This is a genomic window from Fulvivirga sp. M361, from assembly GCF_007097395.1.
Classification (GTDB): Bacteria; Bacteroidota; Bacteroidia; order Cytophagales; family Cyclobacteriaceae; genus Fulvivirga.
In genome coordinates, this window is record NZ_VKDC01000006.1 from 391,182 (window position 1) to 417,785 (window position 26,604).

General features: G+C 41.2%; 18 protein-coding genes. 5 read left to right on the forward strand and 13 right to left on the reverse strand.

Translation table 11 applies throughout. The annotated features are described in order from the left end of the window. Positions 1 to 2: 2 nt before the first annotated feature. The 9 genes from FNH22_RS08740 to FNH22_RS08780 form a co-directional block, all read right to left on the reverse strand. Positions 3 to 5,327: an Ig-like domain-containing protein gene (locus FNH22_RS08740; RefSeq protein ID WP_143397974.1), complete on the reverse strand. Its 5,325-nt coding sequence runs from the start codon at positions 5,325 to 5,327 to the stop codon at positions 3 to 5. Positions 5,328 to 5,567: 240 nt separating this feature from the next. Next, the gene (locus FNH22_RS08745) at positions 5,568 to 6,410 is read right to left on the reverse strand and encodes a hypothetical protein (RefSeq protein ID WP_143397975.1); all 843 of its coding nucleotides are present in this window, start codon (positions 6,408 to 6,410) and stop codon (positions 5,568 to 5,570) included. 46 nt (positions 6,411 to 6,456) lie between these two features. Continuing rightward, positions 6,457 to 7,230, reverse strand: a complete 774-nt coding sequence (locus tag FNH22_RS08750; protein WP_143397976.1) for a bifunctional 2-polyprenyl-6-hydroxyphenol methylase/3-demethylubiquinol 3-O-methyltransferase UbiG — start codon at positions 7,228 to 7,230, stop codon at positions 6,457 to 6,459. Positions 7,231 to 7,247: 17 nt separating this feature from the next. Further along, on the reverse strand, positions 7,248 to 8,381 hold the full coding sequence (locus FNH22_RS08755; protein ID WP_143397977.1) for a glycosyltransferase family 1 protein: 1,134 nt from the start codon (positions 8,379 to 8,381) through the stop codon (positions 7,248 to 7,250). A gap of 13 nt (positions 8,382 to 8,394) precedes the next feature. Next, positions 8,395 to 9,381: an NAD(P)-dependent oxidoreductase gene (locus tag FNH22_RS08760; protein ID WP_143397978.1), complete on the reverse strand. Its 987-nt coding sequence runs from the start codon at positions 9,379 to 9,381 to the stop codon at positions 8,395 to 8,397. Between the two features lie 11 nt (positions 9,382 to 9,392). Then, the gene (locus FNH22_RS08765; protein ID WP_143397979.1) at positions 9,393 to 10,295 is read right to left on the reverse strand and encodes a glycosyltransferase family 2 protein; all 903 of its coding nucleotides are present in this window, start codon (positions 10,293 to 10,295) and stop codon (positions 9,393 to 9,395) included. 26 nt (positions 10,296 to 10,321) lie between these two features. Further along, positions 10,322 to 11,497 carry a glycosyltransferase family 2 protein gene (locus tag FNH22_RS08770; protein WP_185154135.1) on the reverse strand — a complete coding sequence of 392 codons (1,176 nt, stop codon included), beginning with the start codon at positions 11,495 to 11,497 and terminating at the stop codon, positions 10,322 to 10,324. 31 nt (positions 11,498 to 11,528) lie between these two features. Next, the gene (locus tag FNH22_RS08775) at positions 11,529 to 12,680 is read right to left on the reverse strand and encodes a sugar transferase (protein ID WP_255518012.1); all 1,152 of its coding nucleotides are present in this window, start codon (positions 12,678 to 12,680) and stop codon (positions 11,529 to 11,531) included. Positions 12,681 to 12,684: 4 nt separating this feature from the next. Beyond that, positions 12,685 to 13,080 carry a PleD family two-component system response regulator gene (locus FNH22_RS08780; RefSeq protein ID WP_143397981.1) on the reverse strand — a complete coding sequence of 132 codons (396 nt, stop codon included), beginning with the start codon at positions 13,078 to 13,080 and terminating at the stop codon, positions 12,685 to 12,687. A gap of 1,019 nt (positions 13,081 to 14,099) precedes the next feature. Between FNH22_RS08780 and FNH22_RS08785 the strand changes: the two genes are divergently transcribed. From FNH22_RS08785 to FNH22_RS08800, 4 genes are all read left to right on the forward strand, one after another. Further along, entirely contained in the window at positions 14,100 to 16,967 is a 2,868-nt protein-coding gene (locus FNH22_RS08785) for a CHAT domain-containing protein (RefSeq protein WP_143397982.1), read from the forward strand. 277 nt (positions 16,968 to 17,244) lie between these two features. Beyond that, the gene (locus tag FNH22_RS08790; RefSeq protein ID WP_143397983.1) at positions 17,245 to 19,518 is read left to right on the forward strand and encodes a molybdopterin oxidoreductase family protein; all 2,274 of its coding nucleotides are present in this window, start codon (positions 17,245 to 17,247) and stop codon (positions 19,516 to 19,518) included. Between the two features lie 4 nt (positions 19,519 to 19,522). Beyond that, on the forward strand, positions 19,523 to 20,221 hold the full coding sequence (locus FNH22_RS08795) for a NapC/NirT family cytochrome c (protein WP_143397984.1): 699 nt from the start codon (positions 19,523 to 19,525) through the stop codon (positions 20,219 to 20,221). A 1-nt stretch (position 20,222) separates the two neighbouring features. Continuing rightward, positions 20,223 to 20,411 (forward strand): hypothetical protein, encoded by a 189-nt coding sequence (locus FNH22_RS08800; protein WP_143397985.1) that lies wholly within the window; start codon positions 20,223 to 20,225, stop codon positions 20,409 to 20,411. A 156-nt stretch (positions 20,412 to 20,567) separates the two neighbouring features. On the opposite strand, the gene FNH22_RS08805 is transcribed toward FNH22_RS08800, so the two are convergent. The 4 genes from FNH22_RS08805 to FNH22_RS08820 all read right to left on the reverse strand — a co-directional run bounded on the left by FNH22_RS08805 (position 20,568) and on the right by FNH22_RS08820 (position 25,594). Then, a complete protein-coding gene (locus tag FNH22_RS08805; protein ID WP_143397986.1) occupies positions 20,568 to 22,031 on the reverse strand; it encodes a T9SS type A sorting domain-containing protein in 1,464 nt (487 codons plus the stop codon). Positions 22,032 to 22,308: 277 nt separating this feature from the next. Further along, a complete protein-coding gene (locus FNH22_RS08810) occupies positions 22,309 to 23,148 on the reverse strand; it encodes a class II fructose-bisphosphate aldolase (RefSeq protein WP_143397987.1) in 840 nt (279 codons plus the stop codon). Positions 23,149 to 23,168: 20 nt separating this feature from the next. Then, positions 23,169 to 24,686 (reverse strand): L-fucose/L-arabinose isomerase family protein, encoded by a 1,518-nt coding sequence (locus tag FNH22_RS08815; protein WP_143397988.1) that lies wholly within the window; start codon positions 24,684 to 24,686, stop codon positions 23,169 to 23,171. Next, positions 24,677 to 25,594 (reverse strand): carbohydrate kinase family protein, encoded by a 918-nt coding sequence (locus FNH22_RS08820; RefSeq protein WP_143397989.1) that lies wholly within the window; start codon positions 25,592 to 25,594, stop codon positions 24,677 to 24,679. Before FNH22_RS08820 ends, FNH22_RS08815 begins: the two co-directional genes overlap by 10 nt. Positions 25,595 to 25,745: 151 nt before the next feature. Between FNH22_RS08820 and FNH22_RS08825 the strand changes: the two genes are divergently transcribed. Then, positions 25,746 to 26,600 carry an AraC family transcriptional regulator gene (locus FNH22_RS08825; protein ID WP_143397990.1) on the forward strand — a complete coding sequence of 285 codons (855 nt, stop codon included), beginning with the start codon at positions 25,746 to 25,748 and terminating at the stop codon, positions 26,598 to 26,600. The last annotated feature ends 4 nt before the right edge of the window (positions 26,601 to 26,604 follow it).

Below are 26,604 nucleotides of genomic sequence, written 5' to 3' on the forward strand. Positions count from 1 at the left end.
TATTATCTTATCAAAGTGATACTACCAGATTTAACATTGCTGTTATCTTCGCAGGATAATCGATAGTAGTATACACCCTGAGGGAGGCCATCTCCGTTTGTAGTACCATCCCAGTCATTCGTATAAGGTTGTGCTTCATACACAATCAATCCCGACCTGTTATACACCATTAATCTGCACCCCTCAAACTTGGTTAAGTCCGGGTCCAGGATCCAGTTATCATTTTGAGAATCACCGTTGGGACTAAAAAGAGGCATAGGGAATGACATCGAACCTTCCGCAAATATTTCCAGAGCCACCTGATCTGACGTGCTGAACCCGGAGTCATCCGTTACGGTTAAGGCAAGTATGTAGTTTCCCTCTTGCAGGTCCGTTACTTCAAGAACCGTACTGTCCTGACGTGATAAGCTGGCCGGAGGGCCTGATAGCTGTTCCCATAAATATGAAGTAATAATTCCGTCGTCTTCTGCTACTGCATTAATGGTTACGCTATTCTCAGGTAAAATCAAACGAATATCATTACCCAAGTCCACGGTAGGTGGAAGGTCGGTGCTTATAAGGTCTTCCGGTTCAACGGTAACTCTTACCTGGTCAGCGGCAGTTTCTCCGTCATTATCCGTTACGGTCAGGCGAAATATGTATATGCCGGGAATTAAACCCGCAGCGGTTAGGTCAGGAGAATCAGCCCCTGATAAACTTGCTGTATTCGGGCCGCTTACCTGAACCCATAAATAGGTTTCTACAGTACCATCGGCATCTTGTCCCGAACCATTGGCGACAATGCTTGTTTCCGGCTCTTGAATGATAATGTCAGGACCTGCGTTAGCCACCGGACTTTGATTTATGCTTTCGGGCAGGACGGTGACAGATACCTCATCAAAATCACTCTCTCCGTCATCGTCGGTTACGGTCAGTCTAAAGGTATAGCTACCTTCGGTTAAATCATTGAGTTGTACCCCAGGTTGGTCTGTATTTAACATGGTCACTGTGGGACCACTAATTTTCTCCCACAAATAGGTACTGATGGTGCCGTCAGAGTCTGTGCCCATGCCGGTTATTAACAGACTATTTGAAGGGAGGTTGACAGTAACGTCGTTGCCTGCATTTGCGACCGGTGGTGCATTGGTGTCCTGAGCCAGCACATTAATAATTACGTCATCTGAGCCAGTGGCTCCATCATCATCTTCCACAGTAAGTCTAAATCTGTAAATACCTTCCGTCAGGTCTATTAATTGAAGGTTTACCTGGTCCGTATTGGATGCAGAGGCTACAGTTCCGCTGACCTGTGTCCATCGATATGATACAATGGTGCCGTCACCATCTGTCCCGTTTCCGATTATTTCAACGTTGTCCTCCGGCAGTATGAGTGTAACATCTTCACCGGCATCTGCTATTGGCGCCGCATTTATCGATTCGGCCAGGACGGTCAGACGCATTTCATCAGTACCACTGGCGCCATCATTATCCGTTACTAGTAATTCAAAGGTGTAGTTACCCTCTGTTAAACCACTCAAAGATAGCGTCGTGGTATTGGCATTCGCCAATGTAGCTGAGGGCCCTGAGGTCTTGGTCCAAAGGTAATTTGCTATTGAGCCGTCCGGATCACTCCCGGACCCCATCAGATTAACTGAGTTTGTAGGTAGACGTATAGTAACGTCAGAGCCGGCATTTGCTACAGGAGGGACGTTAACCGCTGCCGGTAGCACCGTAATTATCATCTCATCGTTATCCACGGCGCCATCATCGTCCGTTACTTCCAAATTGAATCCATAGACCCCTTCTATGAGATTACCGGCAGTAATGGTCGGTAGACTCAAGGAGGAAAGCGTTGCTGTGTTCGGACCACTTACTTGTGACCATAAATAACTCACTACAGTACCATCCGGGTCACTTGCTCCTCCATTAATATTGGTGCTATTGGTGGGTAAGGTCAGTTGGATATCAACTCCTGCATTGGCTATTGGCACCTGGTTAACGATTTCAGGGTTAACGGTTACCTGAACGTCATCAAAATCTGCTGCACCATTATTGTCCGTAACGGTCAGCCTGAACAGGTAGGAGCCTTGAATCAGGTTATTAACTGTTAATGTAGGGTTATTGGCATTGCTCAACGTTGCTGTGGGGCCGCTTTGTTTAGTCCATACATAACTCGCTATACTGCCATCACTATCACTTCCTGAGCCGGTAATATTTACACTGTTAGTAGGTAGGGTTATGCTAATATTATTACCGGCATTGGCAACGGGAGGAATGTTCACAGCAGCTGGCTGGACCGTGACTCTTACAATATCGTTATTAGATGCGCCATCATTATCTGTTACTGTTATTCTGAACTCATATATATCTTCTACCAGGTTGCTTACAGTAACGGTCCGGGTATTGGTATTGGCCAAATTAGCTGTGGATCCGGATACTTTTTCCCATAGGAAAGTGGTTACAGAACCATCGGGATCATTAGCATTCGCGGTGATATTTACACTATTAACAGGTAATCTCAAAGTAATATCTGAACCGGCATCCACCGTTGGGAACTGGTTTGATAAAATGACAAAGATATTTACATCATCAAAGGAAGAATCTCCGTTGTTATCTGTAGCCGAAAAGCGGAAAGTATAACTGCCTTGTGGTATGTTGGTCAGGTTGAGTGTATTGTCATTGGGTGTAAATGGAACCGTAGTACCGGATATCTGAGTCCATACCGTTGATGTTACCGTTCCGTCCGAGTCAGAAAAAATACCATCTATAGTAACAGCATCATTAGGTAGCGTTAAGGTTATGTCAGGGCCGGCTGACACGGTGGGGGGTTGATTTTGGGCGCTTACGATTACTCTAACCTGGTCGGTGCCGATCGCTCCGTTGTCGTCTGTAACTTCAAGCTCGAACTCATACATTCCTTCCAATAAATCGGATGCTGTCAGGGTAGTTGAAGACTGTCCGCTTAACGTAGCCGCAGGACCCGATAGTTTAGACCAACTATATGACGCAATAGTACCATCATTATCTGACCCCATGCCATTTAACACGACACTATTAGTTGGCAACGTGATCGTCTGATCCACGCCGGCATCTGCTGTGGGCGATTGGTTGACCGTAGCAGGAGCAACATCTACGAATACCAGATTAGTATCCTGTGCACCATCGTCATCTCTTACTCTCAGCCTAAAAGCATACCTGCCTGCCACCAGGTCACTCACAGTCACTGAAGCCGTAGTTTCGTTAGTCAGACTAAAAGAGGATGGGCCGGAAGTTTTGACCCAGAGATAACTTGCTATCACGCCATCGCTGTCTGTTCCACTTCCCATAATGGTGACCGAATTAGTGGGCAATGTGATAAAAATATCTTCTCCCGCATCAGCTACGGGAGGATTATTTACAGCGGCAGCTAAAACCGTTACATCAATGCGATCAATGTCCTCTGCACCGTCGTTGTCTGTTACGGTGAGCTGAAATACATAAGTACCTTCTGACAAACCTGAGACGCTGGTCGATGCGTTGGCAGGGCTGCCTATTGATGCCGAAGAAGGTCCGGTTATCTGGGACCAGGCATATCCAACAATAGAACCATCAGGATCATTTCCTGTTCCATTGAGGTTAGTAGAATTGGTGGGTAACGTAATGGTAATATTGTTGCCGGCATTGGCCGTAGGGTTTTGGTTAGCGGCCACCACAGTAATAAGCATTTCGTCGGTATCTGAATCTCCGTCATCATCTGTCACGGTTAATCGTAAGGTATACACTCCTTCAACCAGTGACGAGATGGACAAGGTAGGTGTGTTTTCATTGGTGAGTACTGCCGCCGGTCCATTCACTCTTTCCCATAAATAGGATGCAATGGTACCGTCACTATCAGCCCCGCTACCAGTGACTGTAGTAGAATTAGTGGGGAGCGTAATATTTTGATTACTACCGGCATTGGCATTTGGCGGTACATTTGCCGCTGCAGAATTCACAATAACCTGGATTTCATCAAAGACGGAGGCACCGTCATTGTCAGTAACGCTCAGCCTGAACGTATAAGTACCTTCCAGCAGGTTGGAAGAAGTCAATGTATTTGTGTTGGTACCGCTGAGCATGGCTGATGACGGGCCACTCTGTTGACTCCATAAATAAGTTGTAACAGAGCCATCCGGATCACTGGGATTAGCGACAATATTTGTACTGTTAACCGGTAATGTAATGCTGATATTACTTCCCAGTTCAAGTGTTGGAGGCTGATTTACCACCTGCGGGTTGACAATTACCTGAACCTGGTCCTGTCCTGTATTTCCGTCGTTATCAGTGACAGTCAACTCAAATTGATAAACTCCTTCGACTAAGTCGCTTGCCGTGAGGTTTGGTGTACTAATATTATTAAGGGTAGCTGACGATGGACCACCTGTTCTTGACCATGCGTAGGACGTTATTGAGCCATCTGAATCACTGCCTGAACCATTTAGTACTACGGAGTTTGTTGGTAACGTGATGGTTATGTCGTTTCCGGCATCGGCAGTGGGGTTTCCTCCCAATCGTTGGGTCAGGAACCATTCATATAAATTCGGAGTATTGACGGAATTATCTGTCGCATAAGATCTGTCCCACGAATTGTGACGTACACCAGGATAAATGGTAAATAATGCCTCGGGGGCTGGTGTAGGAGAACAAGCATTATATGCATCGATGATGGCCTGTCCACGGTTTATTCTGATCGTAGGATCGGCATCACCATGGAAACCCCATACGGTATAATCTTTATAGTTGCCATTTGAGCAAACCAGGTGAGAAGGTCCCCATCCGGCAATAGGTGCAATAGCTGCTACCCGGGCAGGGTCGTTCCGGGCGTTGACTGCATAGATCCACGTTCCATTTCCCCCAAGACTGAAGCCTGTTAAGTAGATCCTGGTTTCATCTACCCGGTAGGTGTTGATAGCGTGGTTGATAAGACCATTTGTTATACCTGCATTCCAACTACCTGTGATTTGAGGTGTCATGACTATAAAACTGAACTCAGGACCTGTACCCCCGGCTTTGAAAGTCATAGGGCTCGGATTATTTGCTCTTATTTGTTCTTCTATCCGTTTGCTTATTCCTGTGTTTTTTACCCTGCTTAGATTGGTGCCTCGTTCACCTGTTCCATGGAGACAAATGATCAGAGGATATTTCTTTGTGGTAGTGTTGTAATCTACCGGAAGCCACTCCAGGTAACCCGTTCCTCCGGAAGTGGCCGTTTCGGTTTGTTGTAACTGTGCCAACAGTGGTGAGAAATTAAAAAGAAAAGCCAGGACAAGACAAGATATGACAGCAGTGGATCTCGGGGTGACCAACAACTGTTTAATCAGTAAGGAATTCACGGATGAAGAAATTTGATTTAAGAATCAAATTTAAAGCTTTTTTTTTGAAATTATAATGAATTTCGAACCTAAAAGCTTATTAATGAATATAGTTACCTGACTAAAAAAGCAGATTTAGTTTTCTTTTAGCTACTAACACTTGCATCATAACTTCCACCTAATATCTGTAGTCCCATAAACTAATCTCATAGGTCACTATAAATGAATAGGCGTAAAATACGGTTGACCTATTCTTCTGATTTACTCCCATCCGGAATTTATCCAGTCGGATAAATTAAAACTGTAAAGTTTACCACCTAAAATGCCCATTTCGAGTTCATCTGTGATATAAACCTCGGTGTCGTTAAAAAAACAAATGGCAGCTTTGTGGCTAAAATGATTTAACTCAATTTGAACAAACTTGCTTTTTGAGAATTGATTTTTTTCATGCAAGGCAAATAACCAGATCTTATCATGTCCCAACAGCACCAGGTGATTTTGGTCCGGAGTAACATCTGCTGACGTTACCCAACAAGTAAGCATAGAATCCGAACAGAGATAAACACTATCTACAAGCATGGCTGTGTGATCTCCGGGAGTTAGAGGTAACTTATAGATCTTTGTATAACCGTCAAATGGCACGGTTCGATTTTTACTAAACAGGTACAACGAATCATCAATGATGGTCATAGCATCCATGTCATAGTTCAGCCTGTCTTTTTCCGGAGGATAACTCTTCTGGTCTTGATAAGTATATCTGATTACCTCAGCATTTACCACCTTTTGAGTTATGCTATCAGGTGTTCCCAGTTTGTAAATCTTAAGGTTGTTACGATTATTTTTATTATTGCCGAAAGCCCCGATGTAAACATTACCCTCTTTATCTCTCGCAAGATCTTCCCAGCCTATGTTTGGATGATTTAAGTGGACAGTGCCGGTTACTTTCCCCAGAGTATCAAAATTGTAAAGAATAGGGTAGGAGTCATCATTATGTGTCCATAAACTATTTATACCGGTTACAGCTAACCCGGAACTTTCTTTTAGGCTCTTTGGAAGCGCAGCTCTCAGTTCTAAACCAGCATGCTGAGCTTGTAGAAAATTCACACTACATAGTAAATGGATGCAAACTATGATCGGTGCCTTCAACATTCTAAGAAGCTTTTTTCCAAATAGTATGAAACCCGCCGGTCAGTTGGTGTGGCAAAAGATCTGCAATTTTACAGTCCAGCCTTTGTAGAAAAACTATTTTTTTAGTCAACAGGGAAACTGGAAATACATCTTCAAGAAAATCAGCATTTTCGAAGACCTCTATACGAAATTTGGTGTTCTTACTAAGGTCGGTTAATTGTGCTTTGGTAAAGAATTGTACGTGTTCCAGATCATCGGCATCTGATTGAATTGTTTTACCATCATACCCTAAGGCCCGCTTGAATGACTTGGTAAATTTCCATAACCAATTGTCATTTCTTTGCATCCACTGCATAGGCTTTGTCATCAGTGTTTCTCTTGGCCCGTTACCATTCGGTACGGTTACCACCAAACTGCCGTTGTCTTTTAATATCTCATTGATAGTATGCAGCAGGGCAGAGGGATTGTCCAGGTGCTCTAATACCTCACTACAGATTATCGCATCGTATTTTGTCCCTTCTGCTACCAGGTCTTCAGCGCTGATTACTTTAAAATCAACATTAGGTTGTGTATTGGTTTCCTTCGCCTTTTTGATGGCTTTTTCGCTGATATCTACTCCCAGTACATTGTATCCAAGCATACCCAGTTGAATACTCATATTACCGTTTCCACAACCTACATCCAGTATTTTGGCATTTTCAGGTTGGATCCATTTCAGGTTTTCTGTAATGAACTTAAGTCTTTTGATATCAACGATACGGGTATATCTTGTGAAATTGGGCGTTTCAGTTTTCATCTATTGAAGTATAACAATTAATTGATCATTGATTTATAAAGTTCTTGCGTCTGTTGTGCGGTGCTTTCCCAGTTGAATGCTTTAGCTCGATCTAATCCCTTTTCCACCAATTCATTGCGCAAGTTACTATTACTGAGAACATCGACCATAGACTTCGCTATTTCAGACGGTTTTTTAGGGTCAACCAGCACTGCTGCTTCTCCCGAAACTTCCGGCATTGAAGATGTATCTGAGGTGATGACGGGTGTTCCGCAAGCCATCGCTTCGATAATAGGTAAACCGAAACTTTCTCTGAATGAAGGGTAAAGGAATAAGTCAGACAAATTGTACAGAATGGGAACATCAGTGAAATTCACGTAATCCAATATCCTGATTTTGTGTAATACATTAGCACTTTTTGGATCAACCTTCTTTACCAGAGTTTCTATAAGCTGAGGAGTACAATCGGTAATGACCAGCTCGAGCGGATCTGACATTTTGCTGCAATATTCAATATAAGCAGCCAGCACGCCTGATGTATTCTTCTTAGGCGCTGTGTTTCCGAAGAACAAAATGAAATTATCAGGTAAATTATATTTGGCTTTTATCTCATTTTTTTTGGCGTTGTCCTCGCAAACTCGAAACACCTCACTTTTCCCGTTATAGACCGCGGTGGTTTTATTTTTATCCAACTTCAGGTGTTCAGAAATTCTTTGTTGCTCAAATTGAGATACAGTAATGATGTATTTAGACTTCTTAACCAATTTAGGCACAACAAATCTCCTGTATAAATTACCGAAGTTCTGATAAGATGACCCCGAAAATGATATGGACTCTAAATAAATGATGTCGTGCAATGTTAAAATAACAGGCCCATTAAAATAAATGGGACCTGTATTAGCAGTGCAATGTAGAAAATCGATGCCGTGTTTTTTTGCTTCTTTAGGAAGTGAAATTTGCTCCCAAATAGGATAGGGCTGACTCTTGAGTACTTTAATCTCAAAATTTGAGGTCTCTTTCAAGCAGAGGTTATCCTCATCTTCTTTAACAAAAACCACATACTCATTTGATTTATCCAGCTTCTGAAGAGCCTTGATCATTTCCAGAGCTACTACCTCCATTCCATGTTTTTTAACACGAAATAGTCTTTGTGCCTCTATTCCTACTCTCATTTTGATTAAGGAGCTACCAACCTTCAGGCAGGTTTTCCCTTATTTCAATATTTTCAAATTCTTTACTTTTTCTTGAGCCCACGGCCTTTGCCCATTCCACCATTTTTCCAATTCCTGCATGCAGATCAACAGCGCTGTCCGTTCCGAAAAATTTATGTGCCTTTGAATGGTCTGAATAGGCATGGACTACCTCTTTTCGTGCCTGTAAATAGTTGACATTTGGCTCGACCTCGAAGTGCTCACATACTACTTTTACAAGTTCATTGACTGTGTAAGGTTTATCAGCCCCTATATTGAAAACTTCATTATAGGTATTAGGTCGATTGACACAATCACTGATAGGTATGGCTACATCGTCTATGTAGCTAAAAGCCCTTGTTTGTTCACCGTCACCAAAGACAGTAAGCGGCTTGTTTTGCATGATCTGATTCATAAATATCCCAATCACATTCCTGTATTTATCACCAATGTTTTGGTTTTCACCATATACATTATGTGGTCGGAATATGGTATAGTTGAGCCCAAACATTTCGTGGGCCGCCTTTAAATCCAATTCGACAGAATATTTGGCTACACCATATGGGTCCTCAGGTGTTGGAGTCATATCCTCTGTCATAGGAAGCTGGCCAGGACCATATACAGCTATGGAAGAGGTGAAAACAAAGCATTTAACTTTATTCTTGACAGATTCATTGATCAGGTTGACACTGCCAATTAAGTTGTTTGTATAGTTGAACCTTCTGATGAAGTGAGATAAACCTTCTGCTGCATAAGCTGCCAGATGATACACATAATCGAATTGATATTTGTCAAAAAGCTCTTTTAGCAAAACGTGATCAGTGATGGAACCTTTAACAAAAATAGCGCCGGATGGAATGTGATCCTCGAAGCCTCCGCTAAGATCGTCCAAAACAACCACTTGATGCCCCATATTCAAACAGTGTTTTGTGACATGAGAACCTATAAAACCTGCTCCTCCGGTAACTAAAGAATTTGCCATTATTTAATGATTTAATTTGTAATATACTTTGGTGTCTTAAGATTCCAGGCAATGGCCCTTAAGAAGTTTTTTAAGTGTTGCCCTTGCCCTTTAATGATATATTTTAAAATGCTTTTTGGGATGATGAAAAAAGTCAGGAACAAAGAGAATACAAAGAAATGTAATCCATGGGTATTGCGCCGCATGAAAAGTATTCTATTTCTATTATGATAATATGCTTTGATAGCACTTTCTTTCCCCATGGTGATGGATTCCTTGTGATATATCACACCCTTGGGTTGGTAATATATTTCAAAGCCGGCCCTTTTAGTATGGGCTGACCAATCCAGCTCTTCATAATAAATGAAAAAGTTGTCAGGAAACATTCCCACTTTTTCGATCACTTCTTTTTTTACTAACATAGCCGCACCATGGGCGTAATTTGTATAGCAAGGACTATCATGCTGTCCCTCATCTTTTTCCTTGTTCCCTATCGCCCGATTTCTGCCGGTAAATGGGTTGATCTTAGTGAAACCTGCATACTGGATCGTATCCGGATGGGCGTGAAATTTGATTTTTGGACTTACCATTCCAACCGTCTCGTCTACCTCAAACGGCTCCAGCAAGGCTTCGAGAAGATCAGGAGTGACTTCCGTATCATTATTCACTATAAAGAAATATTCGCCATTGGCCTTTTCTATCCCCAGATTATTACCTCCCGTAAAACCTAAGTTTACATCACTTTTTATCAGGCGAACTTCAGGGTATTCATTATTGATCCTTTCCGTTGGGTCAGCCTTTGAGGCGTTATCTACCATTATTATCTCATAGTTGGGATAAGTCAGCGACTTAGTGGAATCTAAGAATTCGCAGGTGACATCAATTTGATTATAGTTGAGTATAATAATTGAAATAAGAGGTTTGCCGGCAGCCATGATTAATATGAATAATAGGTTATATGTTAATGTTTATGAGGAGTATGGATGAAACTCTTATTTGCGCCTTTAAGCTTAAAATGGATCATAACCATTTTCTTGAACAACTGAGGCACTTTGAGCAGTGCAATAAAAAAGTCTTTCGTGTAGAAACGGGCTGGAATGGCAAGAAAAATACTGGTTATGTATATCAAAAATGCTGACAGCCAATGGTAATAACTAAGAAATAAATAATCTTCAATAAACAAGTAGGTCACTGTTAATCCCAAAAGACAAACCAGGCTGATTAACCTGGGTAGTTGAGCATGCATTAAAACTGAAATATTAAAGAGAGATAGATTGCCCTTAAATACAGACTTTAATGATGAAATGAAATGTCTTTTGAAATAAATATACTGGCTGGAGACCCATCTCTTTCTTTGATTTTCAAATACCTGAGGATCATCTACTTTTTCATCATATACTATGGCTTCATTACAGTATTCTATCTTAAAACCATCAGATATAATACTGGCTTGTAGTTCCTTGTCAAAACCACCAATAGAATCGATGTTGTTAAGCTTATCTCTAAGCAGTCGATATTCGAAAGCCATCCCGGAGCCAATAACCGGACTGGACAGGCCCAGCGCCGCAGAGCCTTGTCTGAAAATAAAATTGTTAATTATTTCACTAAGGCCATCCAAAATTGCCACTGAGTTATTATCATTTTTAGCAACCCTTCGACCCTGGATTACCTTCATATCCAAATTGAAACCGGCATTGATCAGCGTGAGAAAATCTTTATCCATGATATTATCAGCGTCTAATACGACGGCAATATCGTATTCATTATATTTATTCAATACACTTTTCAGGGACCTTACTTTGGTGCTTTTCTCAAAATGTACTTCTTCTGTGAGAATGGGTAGCTCTTTAAGACGCTTGACAGTTTCCGGTTTAAGTTGGTCCGCTATAACAGCTACTTCATAATGCTGACTTGGATATATCTGATCGAGTGCTTTTTTTGCTACCTCAAGTATCACAGAATCCTCTTTGTAAGCCGGTATTAATACCAGTATTTTATGAAATTTTGATGGCTGAGATGATCCTTTGAGCTTTGATCTATAGAAATGACCAGAAACTGACAAGGTCAGGTTGTACACCACCAGGTATCCAAAGTAGGAAATGAATAAAATTTCTAATATTGAAATTATAAGAAACACGAAATCAAGGATATTTATGCAATGATAATACTTAAACCTGCTCTTTCTGCAATAAAGCAGTAGGAGTTTTGAGCATTATCTTCATATCGTACCAGAAAGAACTTTTTTCTGCATATTCCATATCAAGTGACACCCGCTCTTCTTCTGACATTTCGTCTTTGCCACGCTTAGAAACTTGCCAAAGGCCTGTAATTCCGGCAGGTGCTAGAAAGCGCATGGCCCACTGGTCCTGTGTCAATTTTTCAGCTTCATATAATGGTAGAGGTCGGTTCCCCACAAGAGACATATCACCTTTCAGTACGTTGAATAATTGTGGTATTTCATCCAGACTCGTCTTTCTGAGAAAGCTTCCTAATTTTGTGATCCTTGGGTCATCCTTCACTTTGAAAAAGACAGAATCTGTATTTTCATCGTCTCCGCCATATTGATTAAGATGCTTCATATTTTGAACCAAAGTGTCAGCATCTTCTCTCATGGTGCGAAACTTATAAAAGTTGAAGATCTGATAACCTTTACCTGCTCTTTTTGAGATATAAAAAACAGCACCCTTGGAATCCAGTTTTATTGCGATGGCGATCAAAATTAAGACAGGGGAGAGCATTAGAAGTGAAATGGAGGATATAACGATATCAACAGTCCTTTTTAACCTCCAAAACTTAGGTTTAAGGTTTTCGTTGATAATTTCATCTTCTTCTACTTCGCTGTTACTTAATTCGCCTAATTTTATAAGAAAATTAACCCGCATCAACAGGTCGGAACAGTTCAAGTCTGATGAGAAATAGTCATTTGCCCCTGCTTTTATCGCTTCGTGCATTTCAGCCTCATCATATTGTTTCGTCAAAAATATTATTTTAGACTGCGAACAAGCGTTTAATTCTTTTAATTGTCGAATTTCGGTTAAAGTCGATTTTTCGTTTATTTTGGAATCACAAATGATCACCCCGGGTATTTCTCTCCCGCTGTGCTGCATAGAAACAAGCCATGTAACAGCTTCTTCAAAATCTTCCATTCTTACACTCGGAACGGAGTTCCGGAACTCCTCATTAAATGAACAAGGACTGCTCCCTATAAATAACACCTTATAATCCGGTGAAGTGTGACCTAATGTTGTAAATCGAAGGTCTTTAGGTAAAGAAGTATTGAACTGTAACACCGAGTTATAATCTGTTTGATAAATCTCCATAAATTTAGCCAACTAAAAATTCGCGTTTATCTGTTCTATTAACTACTTCATTAATTATTTTAACCACAACCTGTGGATCAAAGGGCTTTTTAATATAGGCATCTGCCCCATTGGTTAAACATTCATTCTTGGTCTCTTCATCTGTCCATGATGAAACAACTACCACCGGTATTGAACTAAACCTGGCATTGGTTTTCATGTTTCTCAAAAAGTCTTTTCCATCTATCACAGGTAATTTTATATCTGTAATGATTACGTCCGGATTCCCTTCGTGAGTCATATATTCAACGGCCTGGGCCACATTCCTGAATGCATGAACACTATAACTGCTTTCCAGTACTTTCTGTAAAAGAAGTCTGATCGGGTAATCGTCATCAATGACAACAACTCTCTTTTTCATTATTATCTTTCAATTAAAAATGAGAGAAGGTCTGTAAAGTTGATGAGACAATCATTAAAGCAACACACGATGAATCTTCTCAACCTTCAAAACCAACCACAAATACTTCACAAAAAGCGATAAACTTACATATTTATATTAAAGATACGAAGTTTGTTCGCGTATGTGAAATTAACCAATGTAAAAATATTTTAAACTGAACTATGTTAAATTATAGTTAATCCTAGGTTAATCACCTTGTAAGGTAACCGTTGTCCAAGTATTTATCTACAAAAATAGTCAACATTCTTACATGTCATTTGTACGGCAGGGAAACAAAAGGTAACCATGTTAAAGACTAAAAACTTTTGATTCTTAATAAGATACAACTGAAGTGAGGCAAATGAGGCTGGAATGCTTACATTGAAATGTTAGTAATAGAGCGATCAGTAGGAGACCTTAAAAAGATATCATCATTGAAATTGTATCATAAAAATGTTTCATAAAGAAACGAAGAGTACTATATTTTATAATGCAGTAAATCAAAATCTTAGCAAATATGTGAGTGGCTAAGATTATAAAGATGAAAGCTCAGGAGCTTGATATAATGACTTGTTGTGAATAGATTTTATATTGGAAATTAACCTACATCCCTGAGTGGTATGGCGAGTTATTTAAAAGAAATAAAAGGTTGGAATGAAATGATAAAAAAAATTAAAAAAATATTATTTTAATACACAAGCATTAAAAGATATTTATAACCTCTTAATTAAAGACATATTCTTTTTGCGGAAAATTGTGTATTGCCAGGTTAGATCTTTATAGAGATGGCTGGAATATGTTTTAAAAATAAAAAAATGTACGGTGATAAGACCTCGCTTTATTTCAACCGGCCAATGGATTTGGCAATATTTTCTTAGCATAACTGCTGCATTTCTTCAACCCCTGTGTTCCGGATCTCTATAAATGCTTTCCGATCTCACGAGACTATAAAAACTTTTATATTAAATTTAAGGTTTGTAAATGTCTGAAAATCAACTATGAACAAGTTAGGTTTAGTATTGATGTTTGGTTCGGTACTTTTTATGGGAAGAGTATTTGCGCAGGATGTTGTTACAGAAGATTTCATTGAAAAAGAGCTCGTAACTTGCGTTGAAAATATTACATCTAATAGATCCCATACAGATTGGCAATCGATACTGCCTGATCTGAGCAAATGGTCAGGGTTGGCCATAGCTAAAAACCGTGGAGACCTGGTGATCAAATATATAGGATCGGTCTATACTGATTTACCGGATACTTTGTCAGAAACAGCTTATGGTCAAGTCAGCTACTACCTGGGTTTGGCCCATACGAATGCCGGGGACTACGTTCTTGCGCTGCCTTACTGCGAAAAAGCCAATGAAGTAACCGACCGGGTTAATCCTGAAGATACTTTAAGTCGTATGAAGCGAAAGATCATTCTGAGTCATTTGTATTCAAGTACTGAACAAATTAATAAAGCCATTGGTATTAACGAAGAAGGTCTTTCATTAGCCAGGGCCACTAAAATACCCTTTTCCATATTTAAATTTTTAATGAATGGTGGTAACGCCTTTCAGTTTAAAGGAGAGTACGACCTGGCTATCGCTTATTTCGAACGTGCTTATGAAATTGCCTCCGGGGACCTGGCGTTATTAAGAGCGGCTAAAACCAATATTGGAGCCTGTTACCTGGAATCCAAACGACCTGATCAGGCGAAAATACATCTCAAAGAGGCGTTAAGCCTGCTACAGCTTCAAAAAGGACCTCCGGATTTGCCTGAAGCAATACTCTACAGTGACCTGGCCAAGGGTTACAAGGCATCGGAAGATTATGACAGTGCATTAGCTTATATTAAAAAAGCACTGAAAGTTGTTAATGATATTTACCCGGAAGGACACGCCTTTACGAGTGAATTTTTGCTGGATATGGGGCGTATACAATATGCATTGGGCGATTATTCCGAGTCTGAAAAAAACCTTAGGAGATCTGTTAGAGAAAATGATAAATACAGAGGTAATCTGAATATCTATTCCTCATCTGCACTGGAAACCATTGCCAGAATGAAAACAGACCAACCGGATAGTATACTATTCTTCTACCAACGCGCACTTGAACATGTTTTTACCGGATATAAGAGTACTTCTCTTTATGATATGCCGGGTGCTGATGCCAAATGCATCAACGCCAGGGAAGGAATAGACCTGTTGAGTCATTTTGCATCGGTACTGGCAAAGGCAACTAAAAACCAGGAACAACAATTGAAAAGAGCCTATGAAGTATGTGCCTTAGCCACAGAACTGATCAAAAAGTTTAGAGCGAATTTAAATGAGGTCAATTCAAGAAGACTCTTTGGCCCGGGTTTTAACATGGTTATTTCTAATGCTATAACCATCGCTTATCGTCTGTATAGCATAGATCAGGACCCTGTATATCTTGAACAGGCACTAAACTGGATGGAAAATAGTCGAGGGAATGAACTCTATCTGGCAGTGACACTTTCAACACTTCAGACAGCCAAACAGGATTCATTGTTTGACCTTGAATCAAGGTTAAGAGCTGAAATTTCTTTTTTGGAGAGAACGACGAAGAGCGATGATCCTGCCAGTAATGATATCAATGCCGAACGACTCTTAACTAAAAGACGGGCATTAGAAAAAACCATTAATCGGCTAAAAGCAAAGCATCCGGAATACTACAATGCCAAATATGGGGGTAAGGAAATCATCCTGGATCAATTGCAACGTAAATTACTTTCTTATGAGGCAGGAATATTATCCTTTTTTATGGGACAGGATAGTACTTACCTGATTTCCGTAAGTGGTAGTAGTGTGAGTTTTGATCAAATAGCCAAAACCGAGTTGCTTCCACAATTATTAGAAGATTTTAATACAAGTCTTCAGCAAAGAACAAGTGACCATATTGCAAAGGGACATGCTCTTTATCAGCTTTTATTAGAGAATAAATTACAGGCAGAGCTACCTGATCAATTGATAATAATACCCGATAGAAAACTGAATTATCTATCTTTTGAAGCATTATCTTCAACGATTGATCGGCCATCTTACCTCATTCAAAACTATTCCATAACCTATAGTCCATCCATCCATTTTTTTGAAACTGACCGGCCCAGGAAAGAGACGGATGTATATGCTTCAGTCTTTGCTCCTGGTTTTTCAGCAACATTCGAACAGTTGGCTACCAGGTCCGGAGAAGGTAGGTCTTTAGCTGCTCTGCCTTATGCGGAGCAAGAGGCGAAAACAGTGGCTGATATATATAATACAAAGCCTTATTTGAGAGACAGGGCTACGGAATCTCAATTCAGAAGTAAGGCGATGAATGCCAATATTATTCACCTGGCTACACATGCGATTATCGATGATAAAGATCCGGAATTTTCTAAGTTAATTTTATCCTCAGCGAAAGATACGCTCCATGACGGTTCATTACATGCCCATGAACTTTATAATTTGAAGATCAACGCAGATCTGGTAGGTCTTAGCGCATGTAACACTGGAATAGGGCAATATTATGAAGGAGAGGGAGTAATGAGTCTGGCGCGGGCATTTATGTATTCCGGCGCATCAACGGTTATGACAAGTCTTTGGTCGGTTCCGGACGAATCTACTTCGATAATTATGCAGCGCTTTTATCACCACCTGGACAATGGAGCTGACAAGGCGGAAGCTTTGAAAAGTGCCAAGCTCGATTATTTAGCTCAGGCAGATGCAAATACTTCATCTCCTTATTACTGGGCAGGTTTTGTATTGATAGGAGAGCATCCATCGGACACTTCATGGACCTGGAACGCACGGCTTATCATTATTTTGTCGATAGGTATTACAGCTTTATTAATTGGTGTGTTCTATTACAGTAGGGCTGTTTAGAATCAATACCCAGGTGTGCCACTGATCTTATCGACTGCACTTGTAGTATCCGTGTGAGGTATCTGACTATATCATAGATAAGATCATTGAATATACTCAAAGGGTGTTGCCTGTGACAAGTTTGAGCCGATCTTATCCGAATGAAAATGACAAAACTCATCCTGACACCTGACTATTGTAATGGATATTTAGGTTGCGCATATCAACTATTTATTTACAATTGTATAAGGTCTTTTGCACCTTATAAGTCATTTTCAACCTCTTAGCTATATAATCTATGAAAGAAACTTCCGAAAAACTTACCCGTCGGCATTTTGTAAAATTGTCTTCCGGAGTAGTGGCCGTAAGTTCAATGGCTTTCGGCGGCTGGGGTGTTACTGAACTGCTTGTGGATGAGGGGCCTGTTGATAGCTGGCACAAATCAGCGTGTCGTTTTTGCGGCACGGGCTGTGGTGTGATGCTTGGAAAGAAAGCAGGAAAAATTGTGCGGGTTCGAGGCGATAAAGAAGCTCATAACAGAGGAGTGATCTGTGTTAAAGGATCCATGTTGGCAGAAGTGTCGCAACTGGAAGGAAGAGCTACCACTCCTAAAATCAGAGTAAACGGACAGCTGAAAGCGGCTTCATGGGACGAAGCCATGGCCTTAGTTGCCGAGAAATTCTCTGAGTCAATTAAAACTAACGGACCAGATAGTGTAGCATTTTATGGCTCGGGTCAATTATTAACAGAGGAGTCTTATACGGCAAATAAACTTTTTAAAGCAGGTATAGGTACTAACAACGTAGACGGTAATCCAAGGTTATGTATGGCATCTGCGGCGGTAGGTTATGCCCAGACCTTTGGCAAAGACGAGCCTGCAGGGGCTTATGACGATCTGGACCACGCCACCTGTTTCTTTATTATTGGTTCCAATACGTACGAGAGTCATCCACCGCTCTGGGAACGAATAATGATACGTAAAAAGTCAAATCCAAATGTAAAGATCATCGTTGTGGATCCCAGGAAAACTGAGACTGCCCAACGTGCAGATATGTATTTACCTGTGGTGCCTGGCACTGACCTGATGTTACTCAATGCAATGGCACAGGTGATCGTAGCGAAGGGTCTTTATGATCCAGGTTTTATAGAAGAACATGTCAATTTTAACGACGGCGGTAACACCGTTTCATGGGAGGATTATGTAGCCTTTCTTCAGGACTATGCACCTGAAAAAGTTGCCTCTGAACTAGGTTTGACCCCAACACAAATTGAAGAAGCGGCTTTTCTTTTTGGAGCATCCAAAGCCACCATGTCGCTATGGACCATGGGCATCAATCAGCGTGTACAAGGTGTATTCCTGAATAATTGTATCAGTTCCCTGCATCTCATTACTGCACAGATCTGTAGACCCGGGGCAACTCCTTTATCACTCACAGGCCAATCCAATGCCTGTGGAGGCGTAAGGGATACGGGGTCACTCGCCCATATCCTGCCTGGAGGAAGATTAGTGAAAAAGCCGGAACATCGTAGGGAAATGGAAAAGATATGGGGTGTGCCCGAAGGTACCATAGCTCCAAAGCCCGGGTATGATGCGGTGAATTTATTCAGGGCTATGGGAGAAGAGAAAGTGAAAGCCTGTCTGGTGATGTGTACGAATCCCGCTCAGTCCCTGCCTAATGCCAGCAGGTATAGAGAGGCGATGGAGAAATGTTTCCTGGTGATGGCTGATATATTTGAAGATACGGAAACGGCCCAATATGCAGATGTAATCTTACCCGCTGCTTTCTATATAGAAAAGACAGGGGTTTATGGACAAACCGAACGCAGATATCAACTCATAGAAAAGCTTGTTGACCCTCCCGGAGAGGCACGCAGTGACCTTGATATCCTGGTTGATCTGGCCGAAAGACTTGGGCATGGAGATTTTATTAGTAGTAAAACTCCTAAAGATGTATGGGATGAGTGGCGAAAAGTATCAGCGCATAGCGTATATAACTTTGAAGGCATTACCTATGAAAGATTAGAAAAAGAAAGAGGCTTGCAATGGCCCTGTCCTACGGAAGATCATCCGGGAACTGTTCGTAGGTATTCCACCGGAGACCCATTTGTTCAGGAAGGAAGAAAAGTCCAATTCTATGGAAAACCAGATAATAAGGCAGTGGTTTTTTTAAGGCCTTACATTCCTTCAAAAGAAAAGACGACTGAGGCATATCCGTTGTATTTGACCACAGGTCGTGTTATTGATCAATGGCATACGGGTACTATGACCGATAAAGTTTCTGAGCTTAATACAAGTTCCGGAAGAGGTAGGTTTTTCATTAATCCGCAAGATGCGTTCGAGGCTAATCTGAATAATGGGGATGAAATTGAAGTAGAAAGCAGGTATGGTAAAATGGTCGGTAAAGTGGAAATATCAGAAAATGAAAGCCCCGGAGTAATTTTTGCTTCATTTTTTGATCCCAAGTTCCTGGTGAATGCGGTGGTTTCTGATCAATATGACCCCGTTTCTAAGGAGCCTGATTACAAGGTTACAGCGGTTTCAATAAAAAGGCATCAACCAACAGCTTTATAAAGTCATGAATATAGAAATCATTAAAATCGTAGGGCTGATATTGGTGCTCATAGAGCTCATCCTACTTTTCAAACTACTAAGTAATAAAGGTACTATTAAGGCCCGGTCTAAATGGCTGGCATTTTTTGCCATCATCACCATTCCGATCATCACTATCTTTACGGCGAATTATCATGTTTTTGAGACAAGTAAAACCGTACAGGCTTGTATGAGTTGTCATGTTATGAAGCCTATGGGAAATGATATGCTGAATCACGAAAGTCAGACCCTGGCGGCGCGGCATATGACCAATAACTGGATCAAAGAAGACCAATGCTATGGTTGTCATAAGGATTATGGCCTTAATGGTACATTGAAAGCAAAAACCGATGGTTATAGGCACCTTATGCGCTATGTAACAGGTACCTATTCAGAACCTATTGTCTTCAGAGGTGAGTTTGACAGTCAAAATTGTTTGAATTGTCATCAGGGTACACCGTCCTTTGAAAACCTGAAAGCTCATGAACCTGTTGTATTGAATTTGGAAAAGGAAACAAGTACGATTAGTTGTACTAATTGCCATGGAAAAGCGCACCCAACAAGGGCCCAACGTACTCCCGGCCATTCGGATTATGATCAGCTAATGGGAGAAGGGGCCGAATTTGAACAGATCACAGATGAAGATGTATCTTCTATAAAAGCTTGGCTGACTAACACTAAATAATATGAGACACTTTTTAGTTGAAGGAATATTTGTTTTGCTAGGTACGATCATCAGCATACTGTTTATTTTTAGCCCTACTCCGGGATTGATGTTTGCTTTTGCTTTCATTGCTCAACCTCTTTTCCTCTTTGCCATAGCCAGCGGACTATGGATGATCTATAAAGATCTGAAAAGGAAAAAAGTGCTATAAATAGCAACCTGGTTTAAGAGCACATGTTGTTCTGTGAATAATTGGAGTGTTTAGATAGCAACATCTTTTCATTGGCAATTCTTTGAAGTTTGTAGTGCCGTGAGATTTATATAGATTCGTCTTACACTTTTTATGTTGTAAAAAGAGTTTAGGCTTTTACTCTGCCGGATCCACCAGCACTAACCTTTGTTTAAAGAGTTGTGTATTTGACTCCAAAACCAATAGGTAAATTCCAATGGGCAATTCAGTGACATCCAACCTGTTTTCTTGGACTTCACCTTGTTGCATAATAGCTCCCCCGGTTGACATAACCTTATACTTATATTTTAAGCCTGTCCCTGAAATGTCATCGGGTAGTTTAAAGTGAATGACTTTGCTGGCAGGGTTGGGATAGAAGAATATCTTGCGCTTTTTATGCTTTTCCGGTATTCCCGTGACGACCTTTTTAATATCGGATTCGGCAAAACCATACGTAAAACCAGTATCATTTAACAGGACAAGTTTGACTTTTGAGTCCTGGCCTATATCACTTTCCATTACTGCCGGAACGAGTTCAAACGATCCTTTTCCCGCTGGGATCTTATCGAGCATTGACCATTTCGTAGCAGCGCTCGTTCTAAACCATACTTCCAGGCTATCCAAAGGGTTTTTAGCTTTCCAGTGAATAGCGTAATTGTTCGTGCTATCGGCGGATGTGATCTGAATAGCATCGGCATCAACTTTATGTTGCCGGAATACCCATTTTTGAAATAAAGGATCCCGGAGTATGGTATCCATAGAACTCGTATGACAAAAAAATATGCCGTTGCTATGGCAAGAGTAACGATATTCAGTGTGGAAATACCGTTGATGCTCCTCAATCAATTCCTCGATCCTTGACGTTTTCAGATTAATGATCTCATCGCCAAAAGAATGTGTGGAATATACCTCTTTACCCTGGGATTTGAGTTGGTCAAAAACATCTCTGACATTTGAATTGGCGGCATCATTCCGATGATGTATGGCCCAAATGGATAAGTTATCGTATACTTTGTTGTTAATTATCTCACAAACCTCAGGACAACCCCCGGCAGTATTCATGGGCATTAATGCAGCAAAGTAATCTTTTAGTTTCACGGGTACCGTAAAGGTACCGATGCCTCCCATGGAATGTCCTGTCAGATAAATTCGGTTAGGGTCAATTTTTTCTGTAGCTAATAATTGATCAATGAGTCGTTTTAGAAAATCCAAAGGCTTTTCTTCATCCCAACCATCATAGCCATCAAAAAACAAATCGTCATAGAGGTGTGGAGCAATTACGTAACTTGGGTACTTCTTCTGGAGCGATGGAGCCAACCATCCTAATGCGTATGAACCGGCACACATCAGAAATCGGTCTCTTGGAGATCCAAAATTCTCAGCGCCATGTAGGGCAACGATCAAAGGCAGTTTCTGGTTGCTATCTGGTATTTCAGGTGTTAACAGGCGATATGGAATGGTCACTCCATCATGATCAAATTCATTACTTTCAAACTCATCGGGGATGATTATATCAGGGTTACAAATGCCGGATTGAGCGCTGGAGTCCTGCCATGAAAGAAAGAGTAAAATTGCTATTGGGAAAAGACTATTTTTGATCATGATCGGTGCCTGTTATTATTATAGAAAGCATCAGAGACTAACATCACACCTCACTCGATTGGACGTCATTACTCCGAAAATGTAAATAAGGTTTTGTTAACCTTCAGACATAAAGACACCTCTAGGGCAGTTAGTGTTGGAACGATCTGTTTTATTATTGTGGCAAGATCATAAGATCAATATCACAGGAATTTGTTAATGACACACCAGCCTGATAATGATTATCCCCGTTGCCAAATATGTAGGTGTGTCATATCCAATCTCAAAGAATGGTCTTTCAAGTTGCTTGTACCGCTTTCAATCGATCTAATACCACGTCTTTTATTCGTGGGATAACCTCTTTCATCAAAAAGGGTGGATATGCGGTGTCAACGTCCTTACCAATTTCGGTATAAAGTTCTTTCATGTAAGTGGTGTGGACTATGGTTCCGACATTGAGTTTTACCACACCGGTTTGGATAGCTCGCAGTATATCAGCGTCCGGAATGCCGGTACCACCATGCAGGACCAATGGAATACGGATAGCAGCGGCAATCTCTTCCAGTCGGTTAAAGTGGATCTTAGGTGTTGTAGGTGTAAAGCCATGTGCGGTGCCTATCCCGACCGCTAAAATATCAGGTCCGGCCTCTTCGTAGATGGCTTTGGCATCAGAAACACTGGCCAGGTAATCATCTTCGGATTTTACCACCACGTCCCTTCCTTTAATTTTACCGATTTCGGCCTCTACCAATACACCGGCGGGCGCAGCATATTTTACCACTTCCCTGGTCATAGTAATATTCTCTGTTAGACTTTTTTGGGAGCCATCAATCATGACCGAATCATATCCGTCATCAATAGCTTGTTTGCACATATCGACAGAAGTACTATGGTCCAGGTGAAGGTAGATCGGGTTTTGTGACAGTGGTAAAAAACCATCAACCATTTTACGACAGAGATAGCTTGTATTTAGCTCTACCACAGGAGGGTAAGTCATGACCATTACGGGCTTATCTATTTCATTTGCAGCCAGCGAAACGGCATGAAGGTCATATACATCATTGATATTAAAGCCGATCAGACATCTATGTTGTTCATGATAAGATGTTACCAATTGCTGAAGTTCACTTCGGTCCATAATTCTAATGGTTGATGTTATTAGGATTGATAATTCATTTCTTTCTGTTGACTTCTGCCCGATATGCCACTCGAAGTAAAGGGTAATTCTTTTACATCTATCCAATGATTAAACTCATGCAGGTCTTCCCGGATATGTCCTCTGCCAATGATCCAATGGTGATCTAACCCTTGACTAAGTATTGATCCTATAATGTCGGTTGCCGATGCCGTAGTAGGGTGGATCTCTCCGTAACTTCCTCTGAACCGTAAGGGAGAATCAACAATGTTCCCTTCAAAAGAAAGCATGTATGAAGCATGAGGGTATTGGTATTTGGCTATGGTCACCGGGCCGGTTTCCTGTAAAAATTCCAGTAGCATACCGTATGATTTCTCTTTATCGAAATTGTCCAGGATACTGTGATTTCTTATTTGATAGCTTGTGCCGTCACGTAAAAGTCGGGTAGGAGAGCCCCCACAATGCCAGGCGCCTATTTTATCCTCTTTTGTATTCAGTACGGATAGGTCCATTAGTGTCGGTAGCGCCTTTCCGTTACTTAACCCATTCATGGTAACCATGGTCAGCAATCCTCCCATGTCAGATTCATCTGCTACAGGTATACCCAGGTCCTGTACCAGCGCGCCGGCCCCGTCACCTGCAATTTGGTAGTTGTCGAATAGTTCCGGCCAGTTTTTCAAAGCAACCCCTAAATACCCCCCTGCGTTGACATAATCGGCAATGGCTAGACTAAATCTTACGGATAAGAATAGTTCTTGTGCGGATACATTTTGCATGTTACATCGGCTGTCGGATACAAGCTGGTCGACAATATGGTGTATATCTTCTCTATTGAATTTTTCTCCGTGCTTCCAGACCGTTTCGATATCTACTCGTTCTATTCCCAGTTCGAAGTGTTTGGCAATAGATATTTCGTTGAGTTCGCAATCAAAAAAACCAGGTACACGCATACCACCGATCATAAGTAGTTCTGCATGTTTAAGCCTGGCTTTGGTAGTTACCACACGTACGAACCGGTCCAGGACCAGGGTTAATTCTGATGATTCAGGCTCATCAAATACCCATGAGTATTTTACACCCATTGAATTCAAGCTGTTAAGTAAAAAGTTCTGCCCGCACAGCCTGTTGGCAGTAAGCCTGCCGCCCATTACTTCAGCATGAGACCAACTCAAAATAGGCATGTTCTGGTCACGGAGCCAGTTGGCCAGTGTCAGCGCCAGATCGCCTGATATGAATGAAGCCTGGTAAACTATTAATCCACTCATGCCCTGTGCAAAATAATCATTGAGCATCTCCAGCAGCTCCTTTTTTGTTTGTACGGGGGTGGGATGGGCCAATAAAATGTTTTCATCGGAAAACACGTCTTTTGTTTGTTGAAGTGCCGCCGTATAAGATTTTTTGGCCAATTCCCAATCAAAATGTTGCTCAAGCCCAATACCGATCAATGCAATAGACACATTTTTAGGTTTCGGGGAAGGCGTGATCAATTTCCTCATTTCCTGCTCCGCAATTCCAATCCTTGTCAAATAATCTACTGGCATAATTCCTGGTATTTTATGATTAAGCTTTCTACTTCACTTTGAGAGGGATAATAACTTCGGCCTCCAAAAAATGTAGCGATGATGGAGGCATAAGCTGTGGCATACTGCAGTCGTTGGCGTAGTGTTTTGCCGGAAAGCAGAGCTATGGCATATGCCCCGTGAAATGCATCACCACAACCGGTTGTATCTATAGCGTTGGTTGGAAATGCGGGTTGATGTATGATGTTTCCGTTCTCAAGCGCCCAGCTACCGTTGACGCCGTCCGTAACGACCAACTGACCTTTGGTTTCTTTAGCAAGAGCAAACAAACAGTCTTCCACTGTCTGTTGCCCTGAAATGAACTGAGCGCCTTCCAGTGGTAGTATGATATGCCCGCCAAGCTGTATCATTTGAAGCAGGTCTGTACTATTTCCAGCTTCAAGGTCTAATACAGATGTTATCTTGTGTTTTTTAGCCAGTTTCAACAAAGCCAGGTTCCCGGCTACGTCGTATCCATCTACCAATATCAAACGACAGTTCTTTACCGAAACTTCATAAATGTCCTCAGGAGCCAGAGGCATATAGCCATTCAGTGAATAGAAAACAGTCCGTTCGCCATTAACAGGGTCAACCTCTACAGCAGCGATAGCGGGTTGGAATTTGTCCTTTTCTAAAAGGAGTGAAGTATCTACATTACACCTTTCAAATTCCTGAATGGCAATGTGGCTCAACACTGTGTCACTTTTGTAACCGAGAAAGGCCGTACTTATTCCTGATGATGCAATTACGCAAGCTGCATTACCGGCCGGAGCGCCTCCCTGTACACTGATTTGCCTGACTTCCTGTTTAGAACCTTTTGTATATTGGGCGGGCAGCTCGATGAGCAGATCTACTACCATCATCCCTGAAACCAGCACATCATACTTCATGATCAAACACTTTTGTAACTTTCAAATACGAACGGTTATGGATGTAAAAATAAGGTTCGCATAAACCATTTGTTAAGCACAAGTTTTGTTAAAAAGTATACTATTTTGCCCTAAAGTATTAAATGTTAATTTTTTTAAGGAAAATTGATATATGATAAAGGCAGTTTTAGAACCTGTATCCCATGATCCTAATCAATCATTTCACTTTGGTATCTATGACGAAAGTAGTTTTGAGTCCCCATGGCATTTCCACCCTCAATGGGAGTTGACCTATATTGTCAATAGTAGTGGTATTCGAAGTGTAGGTAATTCAATACGATCCTATCAGACTGGGGAATTGGTATTGTTAGGTCAGAAGCTGCCACATTGCTGGAAGAGCAATGAATCGGAGAATGAAAGGGCCAGGTCCATTTTTATCCAATTCGATGAACAATTATTAGGAGATCATTGGATGCAAAAAGAAGAATTTTCGACCATCCGCCAAATGTTGCTGGAGAGTAAATATGGCCTGCTATTTGACCGGGATACTGCTCGTAGGGCAGGTTCGGTGCTGGAAGGTATGAAGTTGCTAACGCCAATGCACCGGCTGCTTAAGGTAGTAGAGCTCTTGTATGAATTATCTGTAACAAAGTACGAGTTGCTGAGTCTGGGAGCGCATTTCGATACAAATGAGGTGGTTTCAAAACGGATCGGATCAATTATTTCATTTGTTGCTGAGCATTACAGAACTAAGATCACTTCAGATCAATTGGCAGAATTGGTGTTTTTAACGCCTGTGTCCTTTTCAAAGTTTTTCAAGAGGACATTTAACAAGACCTTTACAGTCTATCTGAATGAGTATCGCGTCAGTAAAGCTTGTGAACTATTGAAAAGGAGTGACATCTCCGTAGAATCCATTGCTTATCAATCGGGTTATCAGAACCTTTCATTTTTCCACCGGCAGTTTAAGGCCATCACCCGTAGATCACCGGCGGAATACAGAAAGCATTTTGACACGGTACAATGATAAG